The 20283-nt window shown below is 39.4% G+C and carries 19 protein-coding genes and 2 riboswitches; of the genes, 13 read left to right on the top strand and 6 right to left on the bottom strand.

Annotated elements, in window-relative coordinates; genetic code table 11:
* Positions 1 to 89: 89 nt before the first annotated feature.
* Positions 90 to 1262, top strand: coding sequence for an FtsW/RodA/SpoVE family cell cycle protein (locus tag J1899_RS18960; RefSeq protein ID WP_214475910.1), 1173 nt, complete (start codon positions 90 to 92; stop codon positions 1260 to 1262).
* A gap of 26 nt (positions 1263 to 1288) precedes the next feature.
* On the opposite strand, the gene J1899_RS18955 is transcribed toward J1899_RS18960, so the two are convergent.
* The 3 genes from J1899_RS18955 to J1899_RS18945 form a co-directional block, all read right to left on the bottom strand.
* Positions 1289 to 2359 carry a Ger(x)C family spore germination protein gene (locus J1899_RS18955; RefSeq protein WP_214475908.1) on the bottom strand — a complete coding sequence of 357 codons (1071 nt, stop codon included), beginning with the start codon at positions 2357 to 2359 and terminating at the stop codon, positions 1289 to 1291.
* A complete protein-coding gene (locus J1899_RS18950; protein ID WP_214475905.1) occupies positions 2356 to 3447 on the bottom strand; it encodes a GerAB/ArcD/ProY family transporter in 1092 nt (363 codons plus the stop codon). The genes J1899_RS18955 and J1899_RS18950 overlap by 4 nt, the downstream gene beginning before the upstream one ends.
* A gap of 522 nt (positions 3448 to 3969) precedes the next feature.
* Positions 3970 to 5460, bottom strand: coding sequence for a spore germination protein (locus tag J1899_RS18945; protein ID WP_214475903.1), 1491 nt, complete (start codon positions 5458 to 5460; stop codon positions 3970 to 3972).
* A 376-nt stretch (positions 5461 to 5836) separates the two neighbouring features.
* Between J1899_RS18945 and J1899_RS18940 the strand changes: the two genes are divergently transcribed.
* Positions 5837 to 6085 carry a YusU family protein gene (locus J1899_RS18940; RefSeq protein WP_214478914.1) on the top strand — a complete coding sequence of 83 codons (249 nt, stop codon included), beginning with the start codon at positions 5837 to 5839 and terminating at the stop codon, positions 6083 to 6085.
* Between the two features lie 148 nt (positions 6086 to 6233).
* Here J1899_RS18940 and J1899_RS18935 read toward each other — a convergent pair whose 3' ends face one another.
* Complete coding sequence (locus J1899_RS18935; RefSeq protein WP_066442749.1) at positions 6234 to 6581, bottom strand: spore coat protein; 348 nt, start codon at positions 6579 to 6581, stop codon at positions 6234 to 6236.
* Between the two features lie 15 nt (positions 6582 to 6596).
* Positions 6597 to 6869, bottom strand: coding sequence for a hypothetical protein (locus J1899_RS18930; protein WP_066442750.1), 273 nt, complete (start codon positions 6867 to 6869; stop codon positions 6597 to 6599).
* A gap of 334 nt (positions 6870 to 7203) precedes the next feature.
* On the opposite strand from J1899_RS18930, the gene J1899_RS18925 reads away from it, so the two are divergent.
* Entirely contained in the window at positions 7204 to 8148 is a 945-nt protein-coding gene (locus J1899_RS18925) for a proline dehydrogenase family protein (RefSeq protein WP_214475901.1), read from the top strand.
* A gap of 212 nt (positions 8149 to 8360) precedes the next feature.
* Here J1899_RS18925 and J1899_RS18920 read toward each other — a convergent pair whose 3' ends face one another.
* Positions 8361 to 8492 carry a YuzL family protein gene (locus J1899_RS18920; RefSeq protein WP_151574249.1) on the bottom strand — a complete coding sequence of 44 codons (132 nt, stop codon included), beginning with the start codon at positions 8490 to 8492 and terminating at the stop codon, positions 8361 to 8363.
* 235 nt (positions 8493 to 8727) lie between these two features.
* Here J1899_RS18920 and J1899_RS18915 point away from each other — a divergent pair, with 235 nt between their 5' ends.
* The 10 genes from J1899_RS18915 to J1899_RS18870 all read left to right on the top strand — a co-directional run bounded on the left by J1899_RS18915 (position 8728) and on the right by J1899_RS18870 (position 19856).
* Positions 8728 to 11109, top strand: a complete 2382-nt coding sequence (locus J1899_RS18915; RefSeq protein ID WP_214478913.1) for a 3-hydroxyacyl-CoA dehydrogenase/enoyl-CoA hydratase family protein — start codon at positions 8728 to 8730, stop codon at positions 11107 to 11109.
* A gap of 45 nt (positions 11110 to 11154) precedes the next feature.
* A complete protein-coding gene (locus J1899_RS18910; RefSeq protein ID WP_214475899.1) occupies positions 11155 to 12330 on the top strand; it encodes an acetyl-CoA C-acetyltransferase in 1176 nt (391 codons plus the stop codon).
* Between the two features lie 79 nt (positions 12331 to 12409).
* Positions 12410 to 14194 (top strand): acyl-CoA dehydrogenase family protein, encoded by a 1785-nt coding sequence (locus tag J1899_RS18905; protein ID WP_214475896.1) that lies wholly within the window; start codon positions 12410 to 12412, stop codon positions 14192 to 14194.
* A gap of 260 nt (positions 14195 to 14454) precedes the next feature.
* On the top strand, positions 14455 to 14814 hold the full coding sequence (locus tag J1899_RS18900; RefSeq protein ID WP_214475894.1) for an arsenate reductase family protein: 360 nt from the start codon (positions 14455 to 14457) through the stop codon (positions 14812 to 14814).
* A 148-nt stretch (positions 14815 to 14962) separates the two neighbouring features.
* Complete coding sequence (gene gcvH / locus J1899_RS18895; protein ID WP_066442756.1) at positions 14963 to 15346, top strand: glycine cleavage system protein GcvH; 384 nt, start codon at positions 14963 to 14965, stop codon at positions 15344 to 15346.
* A gap of 192 nt (positions 15347 to 15538) precedes the next feature.
* Positions 15539 to 15895: a toprim domain-containing protein gene (locus J1899_RS18890; protein WP_151574259.1), complete on the top strand. Its 357-nt coding sequence runs from the start codon at positions 15539 to 15541 to the stop codon at positions 15893 to 15895.
* A 5-nt stretch (positions 15896 to 15900) separates the two neighbouring features.
* The gene (locus J1899_RS18885) at positions 15901 to 16206 is read left to right on the top strand and encodes a thioredoxin family protein (protein WP_066442758.1); all 306 of its coding nucleotides are present in this window, start codon (positions 15901 to 15903) and stop codon (positions 16204 to 16206) included.
* 297 nt (positions 16207 to 16503) lie between these two features.
* Positions 16504 to 17766 (top strand): MFS transporter, encoded by a 1263-nt coding sequence (locus tag J1899_RS18880; protein ID WP_066442759.1) that lies wholly within the window; start codon positions 16504 to 16506, stop codon positions 17764 to 17766.
* Positions 17767 to 17932: 166 nt separating this feature from the next.
* Positions 17933 to 18253, top strand: coding sequence for an SCP2 sterol-binding domain-containing protein (locus J1899_RS18875; protein ID WP_214475892.1), 321 nt, complete (start codon positions 17933 to 17935; stop codon positions 18251 to 18253).
* A 64-nt stretch (positions 18254 to 18317) separates the two neighbouring features.
* Positions 18318 to 18418, top strand: a riboswitch (SAM riboswitch).
* Positions 18419 to 18539: 121 nt separating this feature from the next.
* Positions 18540 to 19856, top strand: coding sequence for an O-acetylhomoserine aminocarboxypropyltransferase/cysteine synthase family protein (locus tag J1899_RS18870; RefSeq protein WP_214475890.1), 1317 nt, complete (start codon positions 18540 to 18542; stop codon positions 19854 to 19856).
* A 132-nt stretch (positions 19857 to 19988) separates the two neighbouring features.
* Positions 19989 to 20094: riboswitch (SAM riboswitch) on the top strand.
* Positions 20095 to 20283 lie beyond the last annotated feature (189 nt).

Below are 20283 nucleotides of genomic sequence, written 5' to 3'. Positions count from 1 at the left end.
AATATGATTGCATGTGGACGTTCATTTTATATAGTAAATCACAGATTATGATATTGTGCAGATTGTATTTGGTTTAAAGGAGAATCAACATGACTTCTAATAGAAATACACCCTCCAGGCTGGATTTTAGCCTTGTTCTTATATTAATGCTTTTATTTCTTGTTTCTTGTGTGTCTATTTACAGCGCACAGACAACAGGTCAATATTTAGAAAATTTTCTGCTGAAGCAAATTGTCTGGTATGTCGTTGGTACATGCATCATTGCGGCAGTGATTACACTTGATTCTGATCAACTGCAAAAAATTTCTTGGTATACATACGGTCTGGGGCTTGCGCTGCTTGGCTTTTTAATAGTTGCTCCAGCTTCCATTGCACCTGTTATTAATGGTGCTAAGGCATGGTATGTACTTCCAGGCTTAGGCTCAATTCAGCCGGCAGAGCTTGTAAAAGTCTTTCTCATCGTGATGCTGGCAAAAATTATTGAGCACCATCATCAAAAAAACATCGTCAAAACTATATCAACAGATCTTTGGCTGCTGATTAAGATTATCGGAATTACTGCAGCACCACTGCTTCTTGTCATGATGCAGCCTGACCTGGGGACAGCCCTGGTTCTTATAGCTATAATGCTTGGTTTGATATTTATCTCAGGTATTACGTGGAAACTGCTTCTCCCTATTTTTGGAACAGGTGTAACTCTTGTAGGGACAATCTTTTACTTTGTGCTTTGGCATCCAGAAATATTAGAAAAGTACTTAGGTGTAAAAGAATATCAATTTGGCAGAATCTATTCCTGGATTGATCCTTATAATTATCAAAGTTCGACAGGCTTCCAGCTGACACGTTCTCTTCTCGCCATCGGTTCAGGTGAAACAACTGGAAAAGGCTATGGTACGAGAGAAGTCTATTTGCCTGAAAGTCATACCGATTTTATTTTTAGTATTATTGGAGAAGAATTTGGGTTTATTGGAGCAAGTGTTGTTATAAGCTTATTCTTCCTTCTTATTTATCATCTGACAAAAATCGGCATGGAAACCAAGAACAAATTTTATACGTACATCTGTGTTGGTGTCATTAGTATGATCACCTTTCATGTCTTTCAAAATATCGGCATGACCATTGGAGTGCTGCCAATCACAGGTATTCCGCTTCCGTTCATTAGCTACGGGGGAAGTTCCCTAATGGGCAATATGCTCGCAATGGGTCTTATATTCTCGATCCGTTACCATTATAAGAAATATATGTTTTCTAATACAGATTAAAAAGAGCGGCATATACGCCGCTCTTTTTAATCTATTACGCCTGTTTCTTCAATTGTCACATCTGCTGCTATGGAGATATCGATATTTGCATAATTATCTTTAAACTTTTTCAGGTCAAAACCTCTCGTCTGAGTCCGATAGTATTTCCCGATACCAATCGGATCCGTGTCTTTTTCCTGAAATCTTTGAACCAGTTTGGTGCATTCCTTTTCGATCTTATCATTGACCGCTTTTTCTATTTCCTTCACAATCTGTTTTGTAAGTTTATCCCCAGTAAATTCTTTAACAATACCTGTAACATTAATATGTATGGTCAATTTATCCGGATCATTATCATCTATCTTGAAATGATGCTTTGAGCTAATACTATGAACAGATGCTTCATTATCTTTTGATAAATCAACATTGAAGTAGCCGCTGCTGTATTTATCTACTAATAATTTGAAATAAAACATATCATCCTTTTCAATAAAATCAACTGCTGAATCATCCTTAAAGATGGTCATCCCTGAGATTTCAATTTGTTTTTTACTTTTTTGGTGGAGCTGCGGCAAATAAACATCTTTTCCTTCCTGATAAAAATCATGGAGAAAAAGGTGCAGGTTTGATTCTGGAATATCACGGTCATTAATATTATGTGATAATAAATTATATAAGTAATTGCCGTTGCCTCTTGAGCCATACTCCCCTTTTAACAATTCCTGCGCACTGCCGCTTGAGGTTGTCAGAAAAATTCTTGACCCAACAGTAGCATCTCGCTGAAAAGCATCAATAAAATCAATAATGCCATTTTCCGCGAACTTCTCCTCAAAAACGACAATCCGGATGCCGCCTGTTACGAGCGGTTCAGAGGACTGTTTTTGAGCATCTGACAAGACACTTCTTCTTAAAGTAGATTCTGATATATAGGTAATATTTTGAATGGATTGATCGGGCAGATAATCTTGAACCAGATACGTGCCAATAAAACGATCCTCTTCTATCTTGTCAAAGCCTGCTCCAACAATAATGTTTACATCATCGATAATTTCAGGTTCGACACAGCCTGCTGAAAAAAGCAGAGGAGCACAAAAGAAGAACAATCTTACTATTTTCATTGCTTTTTCACCTTCTTTGCAATCTTAACGGCTGCAAGTAACATGGGTAAATAAATAAAATTTATGAAGAAACCTATTTTTCCAGTATAGTCATTAAGTATATTGATGGAAGCGCGTGTCTGAAAAAGGGAACAGAGTATTACTATAATTCCAGCTATAAATAAAATTCCTTTTCTTTGCTGTACATGAAAGAGCCTCTTCAAAATTCGGGAGGCAGCCCATAGTGAGATGCATATATTGGGCAGGATGATTAAGTTCCAGTTGGCAATTCCGATGTATTCAAAACGCTCAACAAATGGAAATCTTGTGATTTGCCAAATAGAAAGAGTCGCCCATATATTCTTTTGAAGCTGTCCTTCAGAAAAATAGCCGAAAGTCATTATGGCTAGAACAACGTAGAGAAGGGTCGTCGTTAAAATAGCTAAATGTGCCCATTTTTTCGACTGTCCCGGATTCTTAATAAAGGGATAAATAAACAATACAATTTCAAATCCAATATAAGTTAAGGACATAGCATAGGACCCCATGACGATATCTTTAATGGAATGGTCCCACACCGGCAGCAGTGAAGTGAAATCTGAGAACTTAAAGGTAAAGCCAAATGTCAGCACAAGGTAAGCGGGCAGCACGAGTCCAAAGAAGGCTACTCCGGTAACGGTCCGAAACCCGCCTGAAACAATATAAACACAGAGAATTAAAAATCCTAAAGCATACCAAAACGTTCCCATCTCAGGAAAAATCCACGTTTGAATGACTTCAATGTAGGTTCTCATGACCGTCAGCATATACAGCATAAAATAAAGGATAAAAAAACTGCTTAAAATCCGTCCCAGAAATCTGCCGGCAAAGTATTCATGAGCTGTTACAATATCTCCGTCAACGGTCTCAGCTATCTTGTATATGGCCCACATCACTCCATGAATGACAAATCCAGCGATAATAATTGATATCCATCCATCATAACCCGCATAATTAGCAATAATTCTCTGAAAACCAAGCACACCAATTCCAACCTGCATGGACATGACCAAATAAAAAACAAGAAATGGAGATATTTGCAACCTTTCTGGAACTGGCTGACTTGCCATCTGTTTTCACCTCTTTGTTGAAATTGTCACATAGGAATGGAGTGTATAGTCTGTCTGTAACTTGCATGTGCAAGCCGCTTCCGCTTTTCATTGTCCAGCTCCAGCGGCTAGCCCCTCGAGGTCTTAAGTCGATTTGTCCTAAAGGTTAAAGAACAACCTTTATGCCAACTCGCCTTAAGCATGTCGGGGCTGAGCGAGCCGCCTCCGCTTTTCTACTTGTCCAGCTCCGGGCGCTAGGGGCTCGAGGTCTTAAGTCAATCTGTCCTAAGGTCAAAGAACGACCTTTATGCCATCTTGCCTTAAGCTTGGGACCCACAGGATGTGGGTAGTGCAGACGTTGCCACAGGACGTGGCGCCTTTAGTCTGCGTTCCTTAATGGGCGAGCCGCTTCCGCTTTTCATTGTCCAGCTCCGGGCGCTAGGGGCTCGAGGTCTTAAGTCAATCTGTCCTAAAGGTCAAAGAACGACCTTTAGGCCATCTTGCCTTAAGCTTGTCGCCCCTGAGCAAGCGCCCTCCGCTTTTCTATTCATCTATATCTTTTATTTGTTTTGCTTTGTTTTTGCTGAATCGGATTGGTTTTTCGGTCATTAGGAATCCTGGACGTGTTGTTAGTTTGCTGAAGTGAAGTCTAATGACTGCATCTTTGAAATCCCGGGCTCTTGGCGGGAAAAGCGGTTCTAAAAATGGTCTTCCCAGAGATGTAAGGCGAAGCAAGTGTGTTAATAAGAAACAAAATGTAAATACGACGCCAACTAATCCCCATATACTCGCTAGTAATATAAATGGAAAGCGCAAAATTCGAATTGTATTGCCTATTTTATAAACGGGTGTTGTAAACGAAGCAAGAGCGGCTAAGGCGACAATAATAAGCAGTACATTACTTGTAATTCCTGCTTCCACGGACGCTGTTCCAATAACGATCCCGCCTACGATACCAATTGTCTGGCCAACCTTTGTCGGCAGTCTGGCCCCTGCTTCTCTGAGTAATTCAATGGTCAGCTCTAGAAAAAGTGCTTCAAGAACAGGCGGCAGCGGAATTTCACGCCTTGATGTAACCAGCGTTGCCAGTAAATCTTTCGGAATTAATTCATGATGATATGTAAGTGCTGCTACATAAACAGGTGTTGCTAGAATTGAGAAAAGGACAGCAAAAACCCTTACTAGCCGGAAAAATGACGCCAATACCCAATTAAGAAAATAATCTTCAAAGGCGGAAAAGAATTCGACCAAAGTAGTAGGCGTAATCAGCACGTGCGGAGAGCCGTCCACGATGATGGCGATTTTTCCCTCTCCTAAAATAGCAGCAACTCGGTCGGGTCTTTCTGTATCAAGCATTTGAGGAAAAGGAGAATTGGAATTATCGGCAATTAGTTGAACGATATAGGAGCTATCAACTATTACATCCATTTCCACGTCTTGAAGCCGCTGCCTTACCGTATTAACGTTATCGACATTTGTAAGACCGTCCACATACAAAATGGCAACACGTGTTTTCGACATACTTCCAAGTGTAACCTCTTCACATATTAATTCTTTTATGGGAAGCCGTTTGCGAATTAAGTTTAAGTTTTGCCCCAATGACTCAACAAATGCTTCTTTTGGACCGATAACTGAGAATTCAATTTCAGGTTGAGTGAGGCTCCGGACAATCTCTTTTTGAGCTGCTATGAAGGCAAAGCAATCTGGCTGTCTTTCCGTCATAACCATGACATAGCCATTAAAAAGCTTTTGTTCAATTTGTGAGAAGTCATCACTGATTTCAATATCTGCTACTGGAACAATTTCTTTTATATCCTGAACCGTATTAAATTTATCTTCTAATAGTGAAGGGAGGGCATTTTGTTGAATGATCTGTTCATCTACTAATGAAGTCATAAATACAAAACAAAACTTCATTCCATTCTTTTGATTAATATAATAATTTTTTTTAAAATCGGCAGACTTGCGCAGCGATGTTTCCCAGTTTTTCTTATCCTGATTTTTAGAGAAATGTTTTTTGAACCAATCTTTCATCAATGATCACCATATGTTTTGGCATAGGTTTATTCTTACCGAAACTGGAAAACTTATGAATGATTTTTTAAATAGTTCAGATAGGCATGAATGAAAAAGGAAGGTGCGAAAGGAAGGATATAAGCAGAAAAAAAGAAATCCGCTATCCAACGGATTTCTTTTTGATATGAAACTCCTTTACGAAAGAGGGGGGTAAGGGAGTTGCAAACATGGTGTAATAGTTGTCTGTCTATTGAAGCTGTTGACGAGCCATACAGCTTCAATTACACTGTAAATGAAAATCATTTTCATTTATGGGTATATCATAATATAAGAATAACCAGGTGTCAACCAATAAATGAAAATGATTATCAGAATCATTTAGGGGGTTATAATGTTGGAAGAACAGTTGATAGAACAATTAGATGGGTTACTTGAAAAATATACAGAATTGTTAATTGGCGATACAAGTTTAGAAAATCAAAACAAAGTGAAAGCTTGGATCCTGTATTCCTTTATAGCAAAATCAATGCCGCCTCTTGTTAAACATTGGAATGCAACTTACCCGGATGGCAAGGAATCGATTAAAAATGTCATTGAAGAAATAAAACAGCTAAACGAGGAACATAAGGGAAGCAAGGAATAAGGTAAAGGAGAAATCCCCAGAGAACAAACTAAAAAAATATATCTACAGGTCAGAATAATATTCAGCACTCAGAATCTGTCTGATCATACAGACCATAATTCCAGCCAATAAAAAAAGCCGTACCACCAATGATACGGCTGAAAGGGATTTACTGTAGTGTGTTTCCGCCATTTCCATAAGGAAATTGGCTGGAGTATCCTTGGAATTGCTGGTAAGATTGCTGCAGCTTTTGAGGTTCTGCTGCTTCAAGCTTGTACCATCCTTTTTGAAACATTAAGTTATAGAGATTACGCTGTTCATTCTGTGTGTCAGTAAAAATGTTTAATACATCCTGATAAAGAGCTTGGTGGCTTGCTTCATTTAAGAAAGTGCTATAAGAATCTGTCATGTATTTTTCCATTGTAAGTAAGTCACTTGTGAAATCACGATCATTCATTTGCGGAGTTTTAGGAATTTGTGTCTCTGGATTTTGTACTTTTTGCTGATTCTGATTCATCATAATTCCTCCCAATTACTGCTGCATGCCAGTAGATTGTTGATTTTGCTGATTCAAATGACCAAGGATTCGCTCATAATGCTGCTGATGCATTTGTCCGCACCGTTCCATAGCTGCCTTTATTTCTTGATCTTGGCATTGTGTAGCATAGAAATGGGCTTTTTTCATAGCCAGTAAGTTCCATGAAAGCATATCAGTTAAATATAAAGAATCCTTTGAAGATATGATTTGAGGAGGCTGCTGCATGATTCCTTGCCCATACTCAGTTCCCATATTTTGCTGCTGCATAAATAATCCCTCCAACACGAAAGAAGTTTTGTTCGTGTTTATCATTCCACATAGGGTTATAATTATGCAGGAATAACAATTCGACATATTTTTCACTTACTTATTTTCAGAATATTTAAAAGATGTTAAAATAGAAATGGTCAGGCTGCCTGCACACGTCCTTTTCGCTGATTGCCTTGAGCAGCGAATTCATAGACAAATTCCTCCGAATGCTTCAGCTTTGACAGACAATGTTTTTATCAAACTATAAGGAGTTTTCAACTATATATAACTTTCCTATATGTTTTTTAAAAAGATGTCTAATCAAATCTATGACATTTGAGGAGGAGTGAGGATGACGGCTTTAAGAAATATTTTTCTATTTTTATCGAAAAATAAAAGATTAACGATGGTTGCTAAAAAATACGGTTTTCGTTTCGGAGCCTCGCGATACATAGCAGGCAAGAATATAACAGAAGCGGTTGAAGTAATAAAAAGTTTGGATCGAAAAGGATTATCTGTTACCGTTGATTGCCTTGGGGAATTTGTTGACAACGAAGCTGAAGCAAACGCAACTGCCAATCATTTGGTGAAATTAATTGAAACATTGGGACAAGAATCTCTAGATGCTGAGATTTCCGTCAAGTTAACATCCTTGGGTCTGGATATTTCAAACGATCTTGCGCTTAGAAATATGAAACGAATTCTAGATGCAGCAGAACAGCAAAATATCTTTGTTACCATTGATATGGAAGATTCATTACGCTGCGGCCAGACATTGGAGATCTTTACATTACTTAAATTAAGCTATAAAGATATTGGCACAGTCATCCAAGCATATTTATATAGAACAATGGAAGACATGCATGTATTAAACCCATATTCGCCTAGTCTGAGATTAGTGAAAGGGGCATATAAAGAATCGCCAGAAGTCGCATTTTCAGAAAAACAGGCAATTGATGACAACTTTAAAAAAATTATAGAAATGCATTTGCGGAATGGACATTATACTGCTATTGCCACTCATGATGATGACATTATTGAATATACTAAGCAGCTTGTGACCAAATATCAGATTCCATATAGCCAGTTTGAGTTTCAGCTGCTTTATGGTGTGAAAGTAGATCGGCAGCTTGAGCTTCGCCGTGAAGGGTATAAAGTTCGCCTTTATGTTCCATTTGGAGAGGATTGGTTTGGTTATTATATGAGAAGGATGGCTGAGTATCCGGCGAACCCATTTTTACATAAAAATAAATTCACTGGAAAAAAGACAGGAATTCACCTGCTTCAAAAGGAGTAAAAATAAATTCTGCTGTTACAGGCTGCCTATAACGCTCGCTTCATCGGTCTCTATACAGATTCGATTTTCCTCGGTGCTCTTTCTTTTAAGGGCAAGCGTTTAAACAGCCTGACATGATAAAAAATCATCTGCCAGAAAAGCGGTAAGATTGCATTAGATATGCAAGCAGAGACTTTTTGGTCATTATGAGTAACAGTGAACCTTATTTTATCTTATTTTTTGTATTGATTATTTTGGCTATTGACTTTGCCGCCGCCGTCCGCTTCGACAGTAGGACCTGCATCTCCTTTAACACTAGCAGCGCTGACACCAGCCTTTGAAGGATTCTTCTTTCTTTTTGCCATGTTTCCTCACCTCCATATTAGAGCAGGGGGTGCTCTAACTTCTTCCGTTCTAAAGTGCTTCATTTTTAAAATGAATATACTTGTTTATAAATATTTTCATTTTTCAGCCATTTATGATTGCTTAAATATTGCAAATATTTTATTATAATAATTAACAGGACACATTCAGTGATCTTTTTTTTAGAGTAAAAATGAATGATTGTTCATTCAAAAAAGCAAGGGGGACGTAAAGTTGATTCAGCACATTAAAAAAGCAGCTGTACTTGGCTCAGGAGTAATGGGATCTGGTATTGCAGCTCATCTTGCAAATATCGGGATTCCGACTTTATTACTTGATATTGCACCAAAAGAATTAACAGAAGAAGAGAGTGCTAAAGGGCTGAAGTTAGAAGACCGTGTAGTCCGCAACCGTATTAGTGAAACAGGAAGACATAAGCTGTTGAAACAAAAACCTGCACCTTTTACCTCTAAAGCCAATATCGCTTTGATTGAAGCAGGTAACTTTGAAGACGATATGGAACGCTTAAAAGAAGTTGATTGGATTATTGAGGTAGTTGTAGAAAATTTGGCCATTAAAAAGCAAGTTTTTGATTTAGTCGACACACATCGAAAACAAGGCAGCATTATAAGCTCCAATACTTCTGGTATTTCTGTTGAGAAAATGGCAGAGGGACGTTCAGAAGATTTTAGAAAGCATTTTCTTGGTACACATTTTTTCAATCCTCCACGTTATTTAAAGCTTCTTGAAGTGATACCGACGTCTGAAACAGATTTAGAAGTTCTATCCTTTATGAAGAAATTTGGCGAGGATGTATTAGGAAAAGGGGTAGTTGAAGCGAAAGATACGCCTAACTTTATTGCCAATCGTATTGGTACGTACGGTTTGCTTGTAACGGTTCAGCAGATGTTAGAAGGCGGGTATAGCGTAGGGGAAGTGGATTCTGTCACAGGTCCGCTCATTGGCAGGCCCAAAAGTGCCACGTTCAGAACACTTGATGTCGTCGGTTTAGATACATTCGCTCATGTTGCCAAAAATGTATACGATCAAGTAGAAGGTGCGGAGAAAAAAGTATTTGAAATACCAGGTTTTATACAAAAAATGCTGGACAACGGCTGGTACGGAAGTAAGTCTGGTCAAGGTTTTTATGTGAAACAAGGAAAAGACATACTCGAATTGAACCCTGAAACATTGGAATACATCCCGCGTCAAAAATTAAAAACTGCAGCAGTCGAAATGAGCAAGCAGCAAAAAGGAACAGCGAATAAAATGAAAGCGCTTGTATACGCGGATGATCGTGCCGGTCAGCTTCTCTGGAATATATTAAGCCCCGTTTTCTCATATTCTGCCCAATTGTATGGTGAGATTGCTGATGACATACAAGCAATTGACTCTGCAATGAAATGGGGATTTGGCTGGGAGTTAGGTCCGTTTGAAGCATGGGATGCTCTTGGAGTTGAGAAAGCTGTACAGAAAATGAAAGATTCAAACATAGACGTTCCAGCTTGGGTAACGGACATGCTCACAAAAGGATTTACTTCCTTCTATAAAGAGGAAGATGGAGATCTTTACTTTTACCATCATGGCGAGTATAAGCCTGTGGCAGAGAACGAAAAGGTTATCAGCTTAAAACGCTTGAAAAAGAAAAATGGCGTTATTAAAAAGAATACTGGTGCCAGCCTGATTGATCTTGGAGATGGAGTTGCCTTGCTGGAATTCCATTCGCAAAGCAATGCCATTGGACTTGATATTCTGCAGATGATCAACTTTGCTGTAGATGAGGTTGAAAAGAATTACAAAGGACTTGTAATCGGCAACCAAGGAAAGAATTTCTGTGTTGGTGCTAATCTCGGCATGATTTTAATGGAAGCACAAGATGACAATATTTACGAATTGGATATGGTTGTAAGACACTTTCAAAATGCCATGATGAAAATTAAATATAGTTCAAAACCTGTCGTTGCAGCTCCGTTTGCGATGACATTAGGAGGAGGAGCAGAGGTTTGTCTGCCTGCTGCACATATTCAGGCTTCTAGTGAGACTTACATGGGACTTGTTGAAGCGGGTGTAGGCCTGATCCCTGGTGGTGGTGGCAATAAAGAGCTTTATATTAAACACTTAAGCAGCATGCCTAAAGGAGTCGACTTTGATCTTCAGCAGGTTGCCAATCGAGTGTTCGAGACGATTGCCATGGCTAAAGTTTCAACGTCTGGTGAGGAAGCACGAGAAAATAACTTCTTAAATAGTGCTGACGGCATCAGTGTGAATGGAGATCATTTGCTTTATGATGCCAAACAGGCTGTCATTTCCCTTCATGCGAAAGGGTATACAGCTCCAGTTCGCAGAAAAATCCCAGTCGTAGGGGAAACAGGCTACGCCACTCTCCTTTTAGGTGCTCAATCAATGGTTCGTTCAGGATATATTTCAGAGCATGATTTGATGATTGCCAAAAAGCTGGCTTTTGTACTTGCTGGCGGCAAGGTGCCATACGGAACAGAGGTTGATGAGCAATACTTGCTGGATTTAGAACGAGAAGCTTTTCTAAGCCTTGTAGCTGAACCGAAATCTCAGCAGCGCATGCAGCATATGCTTTTAAAAGGCAAACCGCTTCGTAATTAATGAGGAGTTTCATAGATTCAAAAAGGATGAAAGTGAGGGAATAGCATGAGAGAAGCTGTTATTGTTGCTGGTGCAAGAACACCGGTTGGAAAGGCGAAAAAAGGAAGCCTTGCTGCCGTGAGACCGGATGATCTCGGTGCACTGGTTGTAAAAGAAACACTTAAACGTGCCGGCAATTACGAAGGAAACATTGACGACCTGATCATTGGCTGTGCGATGCCGGAAGCAGAACAAGGAATGAATATGGCAAGAAATATAGGAGCATTAGCGGGATTGCCGCATACGGTTCCAGCTATTACGATTAATCGTTATTGTTCATCTGGTCTTCAATCGATTGCGTATGCAGCTGAAAAAATTATGCTTGGAAATGCTGACACCATTATTGCAGGCGGTGCAGAGTCGATGAGCTTAGTGCCAATGATGGGGCATGTAGTTCGTCCGAATGTGAAACTGGCAGAGAACGCACCTGAATATTATATGAGCATGGGACATACAGCAGAAGAAGTAGCGAATAAATATGGTATTTCCCGGGAAGACCAGGATGCCTTTGCTGTCCGCAGTCACCAAAGAGCAGCAAAAGCCCTTCAAGAGGGGAAATTTAATGACGAGATTGTTCCAGTAGATGTCACCCGCCGGACTGTTGGAGATAATCATAAGTTAATAGAAAAGCAGTTTCAATTTGCTGAGGATGAGGGTGTTCGAGCTGAGTCTACGGTTTCAATTCTGGCAAAACTTCGGCCAGCCTTTTCGGTGAAAGGAACAGTTACAGCAGGAAACTCGTCTCAAACAAGTGATGGAGCGGCGGCTGTGATGGTAATGGACCGTGAGAAGGCACAGGGACTAGGGTTATCACCAATGGTGAAATTTAGAAGTTTTGCAGTTGGGGGGGTTCCTCCAGAAGTTATGGGGATAGGTCCAATTGTAGCGATTCCAAAAGCTTTAAAGCTCGCTGGATTAGAGTTAAGTGATATCGGTCTGTTTGAACTGAACGAGGCATTTGCCTCTCAGTCGATTCAGATCATCCGCGAGCTTGGATTGGATGAGGATAAGGTTAATGTCAATGGAGGGGCCATTGCGCTTGGCCATCCGCTAGGCTGCACAGGAACCAAACTAACACTCTCCTTAATACATGAGATGAAACGGCGTAATCAGCAATTTGGTGTTGTCACCATGTGTATTGGGGGCGGAATGGGCGCAGCGGGCGTGTTTGAATTAATTTAAGGACAAATGATTTAGCAGTATATATACATTTTTTGTTTAATATATTTTTAAAAAAACAGAAGCTGAACGGAGGATAACAATGTCATACCAAACTGAAAAAGCAATTAAAGGCGGAAGCTTTTTAATTGAAGATGTCTCATATGAAAATGTGTTTACACCAGAGGACTATACAGACGAACAAATTATGATTGCAAAAACAACGGAGGAGTACGTGATCAATGAGGTGCTTCCAGAAGTCGAGCATCTTGAAAACCATGAATTCGATCGCTCTGTCAAACTATTAAAACAAGCGGGAGAACTTGGACTGCTTGGAGCAGATGTGCCTGAAGAATACGGCGGCCTCGGTCTTGATAAAATCAGCTCTGCTTTAATTGCTGAAAAAATGTCCCGTGCCGGAGGATTCTCCATTTCTCATGGTGCACATGTTGGAATTGGCTCATTGCCAATCGTGCTATTTGGAAATGAAGAGCAAAAACAAAAATACCTTCCTCCACTAGCAACTGGAGAAAAGCTGGCTGCCTATGCTTTAACGGAGCCTGGCTCTGGATCAGACGCATTGGGAGCAAGAACAACGGCTAAACTGAACGAAGCAGGCACTCATTATGTGTTAAATGGTGAAAAACAGTGGATTACGAACGCTGGTTTTGCAGATGTGTTTGTTGTATATGCCAAAATTGATGGAGAGCACTTTTCTGCCTTTATTGTCGAAAGAGAATACGAAGGCGTGTCTGTTGGACCAGAAGAAAAGAAAATGGGAATCAAGAGCTCATCTACACGAACATTAATACTAGAAGATGCGCTTGTACCGAAAGAAAACCTGCTCGGTGAATATGGTAAAGGTCATATTATTGCGTTTAATATTTTAAATATTGGCCGTTATAAATTAGGGGTAGGAGCTGTAGGAGCTTCTAAGCGGGCATTTGAGGTAACGGTAGAATATACAAACCAGCGCCAGCAGTTTAAAACGCCTATTTCACAATTTAACTTAACAAAAGAGAAGTTTGGCACAATGGCTTCCAAATTGTATGCGGCAGAAAGCTCTGTTTATCGAACAGTAGGTTTGTTTGAAGACCGCATGAGCAGATTGTCGGAAGAAGAAGTAAAGGATGGCAAAGAAGTAGCGAAATCGATTGCTGAATATGCAATTGAATGCTCTTTAAATAAGTTTTTCGCAACTGAAGTACTCGATTATGTAGCTGATGAAGGTGTTCAGCTTCATGGCGGCTATGGATTTATGGCTGAATATGAAATTGAAAGAATTTATCGTGATTCAAGAATCAACCGCATCTTTGAAGGAACAAATGAGATTAACCGCCTGTTAGTTCCTGGCACTTATTTGCGTAAAGCCTTCAAAGGCGAGTTGCCATTATTCGAGAAAGCACAGGCGCTTCAAGAAGAATTAATGATGCTGATGCCAGAAGAACCAGGTGACGAACCTCTTGCACAGGAAAAATATCTCGTGAAAAATGCAAAGAAAATTGGCCTTTTGGCAGCTGGCTTAGCAGCACAGAAATATGGCAAAGCATTAGAAAAAGAGCAAGAGATTCTAGTAAATGTTGCTGATATCGTATCGAATGCTTATGCAATGGAATCAACTGTTCTGCGCACCGAAAAAGCCATTGCGGCAACAGGGGCAGAGAAAAACAACCAAAAACTCCTTTATACGCAAATTTTCTGTCAGGAAGCGTTTAATGAAATAGAGCAAATTGCAAAAGAGACACTTGTAGCAGTTGAAACAGGTGATGGCCTGCGCATGATGCTTTCAGCATTGCGAAAATTTACTCGTCATACGCCTATTAACGTGATCGCTAAGAAACGCGAAGCATCTGAAAAAATCATCGATGCTGAACGCTACGTACTTTAAGAAGATTGCTCCCTTCAATACGGAGGGAGCTTTTTATATGATGTACTTTTTGTAGAACACTCACATACAACCAATCTATTCCGCTGTATTTCCCAGTTTGCAGGTATATAATCAATTAAATTCTGCTGTAGGAATACACCGGCTGTTACTTAGTCAGATACCAAATTTGTTATGAAAAATAGGCCATATATGATACTATTCTTTTGAAGATAATAGTTTTAACACTAGCAAGGATATGTTAAGATTGGATGGTGAAAACTATGGCGCATACATTTTATTGGTACCCTAAATGCGGTACATGCCGTAATGCGAAAAAATGGCTTGATGAGCATCAAATTTCTTACGAAGCAATACATATTGCCGACAATCCGCCTTCTCGCGATGAGCTTGCAGAGCTTTATAAAAAAAGCGGATTAGAGCTAAAAAAATTCTTTAATACAAGCGGAATGAAATACCGTGAACTTGGCTTAAAGGATAAAGTAAAAACCGCATCTGAGGATGAGCTTTTAGATATCTTGGCTTCAGACGGAATGCTCATAAAAAGGCCAATTCTAACCGACGGTTCAAAGGTGACGGTTGGTTTTAAAGAAGATGAGTATGCAAAAACGTGGCTCGCTTAACCAAAGATTTACGTAACGAGAGAGCTATAAAAGCTTATACTGGCTTAATTTCAGAACGAGATCAATTTTGAATAGTGTCTAGCAGCTGAGCAAGGCGCTTACACTTTTCTTTAGATCATAGATACACATATAAATGGAGGGATAGTAAATGAGTGCACCAAAAGAATTACGATATTCAAAAGAGCATGAATGGGTTAAAACAGAGGGAGAGAAAGTCCGTATTGGAATAACAGACTTTGCACAATCTGAGCTTGGTGACATCGTATTTGTTGAGCTTCCAGAAGTTGGCGATGAATTAAAAGTCAACGAACCTTTCGGCAGTGTGGAATCTGTAAAAACAGTTTCAGAACTATATGCACCAGTAAGCGGTAAAGTTGTCGAAGTTAACGAAGAATTAAGCGACAATCCAGAATTCGTAAACGAATCTCCATATGAAAATGCTTGGATGGTAGTAGTAGAGTTGTCAGATGCTAGTGAAGTTGACAGCCTTATGGATTCTGAGCAATATGATGAAATGGTAAAAGAAGACTAATATATGTGAAGCCAGCCTTTTTAAAGGGCTGGCTTTTATTATATGGTTCTAATAGGAAACCTTTGAAAACAACCAAAGTTTCTCCGTACCTTCTAAAAGGAAAATTACACATTTGTATAGAATAGTGAATATAGTACATAAAATATACAAATTAGGGCGGCAATATAATCCTACTACTCCAAGGTGATGAATATGTTTGATTACAATTCTGAAAAGGTTATTATTGTGGAAGGCACTTCTGACAAAAGGAAAGTGAAGGACATTATTCGAGAACCCGTTGAGATTATCTGCACCAATGGCACCATAAGCGTCACAAAGCTGGATGAATTGATTGATGAGTTATTTGATAAGGATGTATATATATTGGTAGATGCCGATGACGCGGGTGAAAAACTTAGAAAACAGTTTAAGCGGGAGATGCCAGAGGCAGCTCATCTGTATATTGATAAAATGTACAGAGAGGTTGCCACAGCACCAGTGCATCACTTGGCGACAGTTCTTTTAGGTGCTAATATTGATGTTTACACAGAGTATTTAGATAGAGGTTGAGTATTATGCTTGAATGGTCACAGCAAGAAATTGAAAGTGCGTTGAAGAATGATTTTTCAGGATTTATTTATTTGTACACACCTATGTGCGGCACATGTCAAATGGCCGGCAAGATGCTTACTGTGGTAAATGAGTTATTAACAGAATCCGCAATAAGGAAGGCAGATCTAAACTATATGCCGACACTTGCAGAGAAGTGGAATGTCGAAAGTGTTCCATGTCTGTTGATCGTTCATAATGGTGAAGTTACTGAAAAAATATATGCCTTTCATTCAGTTCCTTATTTATTGGAAAAAATGTCTGGTGTATAAGAGAAAGGCTGGGAGCTAATTCCTAGCCTTTTCTTTGTTTTCAATGTTTCTTAGTATAAGGTTGTTGGTTTAATTAGGCATGCTGTTAAGAGTGCATTTTAGCAATGCAAAAAGAATGCCGCCCGTTAGGCAGAATATCTTCACAATCATAAAAACAGTTTGAAGCGAATGTTGTTTTTTAGTAAATGTATCGTTTTGTCATCGAAATATATTTACAATTGCCTTTATTAAGAATATTATATTTAGGGATGCGAAATATTAACAAAATTTCTAAAGAAGTCTTGAGGCGATAAGAGCATGTTCTATAAAGAGTGGGTTCACCAAATTAAAGGATATAATCAAAATATCCGGCGTGCCTTTCTAGCCAATATTTTTACACAAATTGGTTTAGGTATTTTTATGGTTATTTACAACTTTTATATTCGTGAATTAGGCTATTCGGATGGGATGAATGGGCAAGTGATTTCATTGACATCACTGGCAACGGCAATCATCCTTATTCCAGCAGGCTTATTAAGCGATCGGTTTGGCAGAAAAAACATTATGCTTTATGGTGCAATCGCAACCGGAGCCGTCTTGATGATCCGCAGCCTGGCTGAAGGGCCGGCAATGTTATTATCGGCTGCTTTTGCAACTGGGCTAACATCTGCTTTTTTACAAGTCTCAAGTATTCCTTGGCTCGCTGAAAACTCTCGAGCAGAACAAAGGGTGCACTTATTCAGCATTCACTTTGCCATTATGACTGGGGCAAATGTCATTGGCAACCTCAGCGGCGGATTATTAACTGATTTCTTCTCATTGTTTATGTCACAACTGAACGGCATAAGAGTTACACTGATGCTGGGAGGTATTATCTTCCTAATTGGAATCTTCCCGATTATAAAGTTCCAAGAAAGCCGCAAGGTGACGAATTCTATTGATAAATCTAAGTCTGATTCCGTAAAGGCTGCCTTGTCGGCAAGAAAAGATAGTTTAAAGATTGTCGTTCTATTTGCAGTCGCACAATTAATTATTGGTGTCGGCGCAGGATTAGTTATACCTTACTTAAATCTATATTTTTCAGATCGTTTTGCCGCTTCAAACTCAGCAGTCGGGATGATTATCTCACTTGGGCAGGCAATGACTGCAGTAGCCATGATTATCGGACCTAAAGTAGTACAAAGATTTGGTGAAGTGAAAGCGGTCGTTATTTTACAGCTATCATCACTGCCATTTTTACTCTTAACCGCTTATACAGAACAGCTTTGGCTTGCAGCAATCGGCTTTCTTTTCCGGCAGGCTTTAATGAATGCGGGAAATCCTATACAAATGTCACTGATGATGTCAAAAGTTGACGATTCTATGAAAGGATTTGCCAGCTCTGTGAACCAGATGGTCTTTAATTTAGGCTGGGCAGTTATGGGACCTGTTTCAACGGGTATTGTGATGATGTATGGTTCTTATTGGGGATACGCTACTGTTTTCACGATTACGGCGATACTGTATTTAATAGGTTCACTTTATTTCCTCATTGTCTTTAAACGCTTTAATCCTAAAAAAATCGCACAAATGACAGCGTAGCCTGCTCTCAACTGACATATTTCTCAGGAAATAATCCCAGACAATACCGTAATAGCAGCGGTCATTGTCTTTTTTTTGGTTAATTTGTTGAATAAAATATGCAGGATAAAGACGCAGTTCCACGGAATAAAGCTTATATAGACTAAGAATTTTGAGGTGTACTCCAATGGAACAGCTGGCTAAATCCTTTATTCAAGAATTAGAGCAAAAACAGCATGTCTTTCAAGTATTGCAGAATCGCAGGCTGACGGTGCATTTTCATAGCGAGGCTGAACACCTATATTTACGGATTGAAGACGGGAGGGCTGATGTTACTTCTCAAATGGAATGTGAGATGGAGATTTATGGCCCTAAAACAACTCTGACTCATCTTTTTCAGCAAAAAATAAAGCTGCGGCAACTGATGAAAGAACAGCCAATCCAAATAAAAGGCCCTTTTCGCAGTATTCTTTTATTAGAAACAATTTTATATCTTGGAAAAAATTAATGGTTTCTTGTTGACTGGGTATATCCTATATGTTAAAATTTCAAACAAATATGAAAATTTAATATTCTTATCAAGAGAGGTGGAGGGACTGGCCCTACGAAACCCGGCAACCGGTTAATTACACGGTGCTAAATCCAGCAGAGCAGATGCTCTGAAAGATAAGAAGAGTTGTGAATTCCAGACCCTCTTCTTCTTGAAGAGGGTCTTTCGCTGTTACGAATTATCGTATGGAGCGAATGCAGCATGATGATACTCAAACGAAAACCAATTAAAAGGAGAGATCGACATGACTGAAAGGAAAAAAAAATATCGTTTCGAAACATTGGGTATTCACGGAGGATTAGAACCGGATCCAGTAACCGGTGCTCGGGCAGTTCCAATTTATCAAAATAATGCTTATCAATTCAAAAATACTGAACATGCTGCAAACCTTTTTGGACTAAAGGAACCAGGTTATATTTATACACGGATACATAATCCGACTGTAAGTGTGTTCGAAGAAAGAGTGGCACTGCTTGAAGGTGGCATCGGCGCACTGGCTGTTTCAAGTGGTCAGGCTGCAATTACTTTATCAATACTAAATATTGCTGGTGCCGGAGACGAAATTGTCGCCGCATCTAACTTATACGGAGGCACCTATAATTTGTTCGCAGTCACATTGCCTAAGTATGGGATAAATGTAAAGTTTGTTGATCCGCAAGATCCGGAAGCTTTTAGAGAGGCAATTACGAATAAAACGAAAGCGGTATTTGCAGAAACAATTGGTAACCCCAGCTTAAAAGTGCTGGATATTGAAGCAGTAGCGACTATTGCTCATGAAAATGGCATACCGTTAATTATTGATAATACTTTCCCTACTCCTTATCTGTGCAGGCCAATTGAATACGGTGCAGATATTGTGATCCACTCTGCCACCAAATGGCTTCTCGGCAATGGAACAACGATGGGAGGGATTATAGTAGATGGCGGCAAGTTTGACTGGAATTCACCGAAATTCCCAGGCTTTACTGAACCCGATCCAAGCTATCATAACTTAGTTTACAGTGAGGCGCTTGGTGAGGCTGCATATATCACAAAGGCACGTGTTCAGCTTTTGCGTGATCTGGGTCCAGCTTTAAGTCCGCAAAATGCATTCCAATTCACTTTAGGAATTGAAACTTTGCACGTGCGCATGAAGGAGCATGTGGCAAATACAAAGAAAATTATCAGCTATCTCAAAAGCCATCCTGCTATAAATTGGCTGTTATACCCTGGAGATGAAGAACATCCAGACAAGGCTTTAGCAGATAAATATCTGCCAAAAGGTGCAGGGTCTGTTGTTGTTTTTGGCATTAAAGGCGGAAGAGAAGCTGGTGCTGCTTTAATTAATAACCTTAATCTTTGGGCACACGTTGCCAATGTAGGCGATGCAAAAAGCTTAATTATCCATCCTGCAAGCACAACCCATCAGCAGCTGGACGATGAAGCATTAAAAATTGCGGGAGTGCCTGAAGATTTAATCCGCATATCTGTCGGAATTGAAAATGCAGAAGATTTAATTGAGGATCTAGAGCAGGCGATTGAGGCGGCAACAGGAATCACAACACTTGCCGCTAAAGCTTAAACAAAGTCTTATCAGAGCAGATATAGAATATTTTGGAATTCACTTTTTTAGTTGACACCCTTATCATGACCGTGATACGATAGCATTCGTAATTTATAAATGAATGTAAACGAATTGAATATAGATGTTTAGCTCTTATCAAGAGAGGTGGAGGGAAGTGCCCTATGAAGCCCGGCAACCGTCATGAAAATGAAATGGTGCCAATTCACTCAAAGCTTATGGCTTTGATAGATGAGAGAAAGGACTTTTTTTAATGCCTTTCTGCTCATAACAGAAAGGCATTTTTATTTTTTGCTAGTTTTCAAGAATTGGAAAATTTGACTGGTTAAAAGATATTTTAATGTGTTTTCTGAAATTGAGGAGAATGAAAGGCATCGTCCAATCAAAAACTATTGTATAGGCAATGTCAGGAATGAGAGGGTGAAAC

Source organism: Cytobacillus gottheilii (assembly GCF_018582665.1).
Classification (GTDB): Bacteria; Bacillota; Bacilli; order Bacillales; family Cytobacillaceae; genus Cytobacillus; species Cytobacillus gottheilii.
This window is presented reverse-complemented; position numbering and strand designations above follow the sequence as displayed.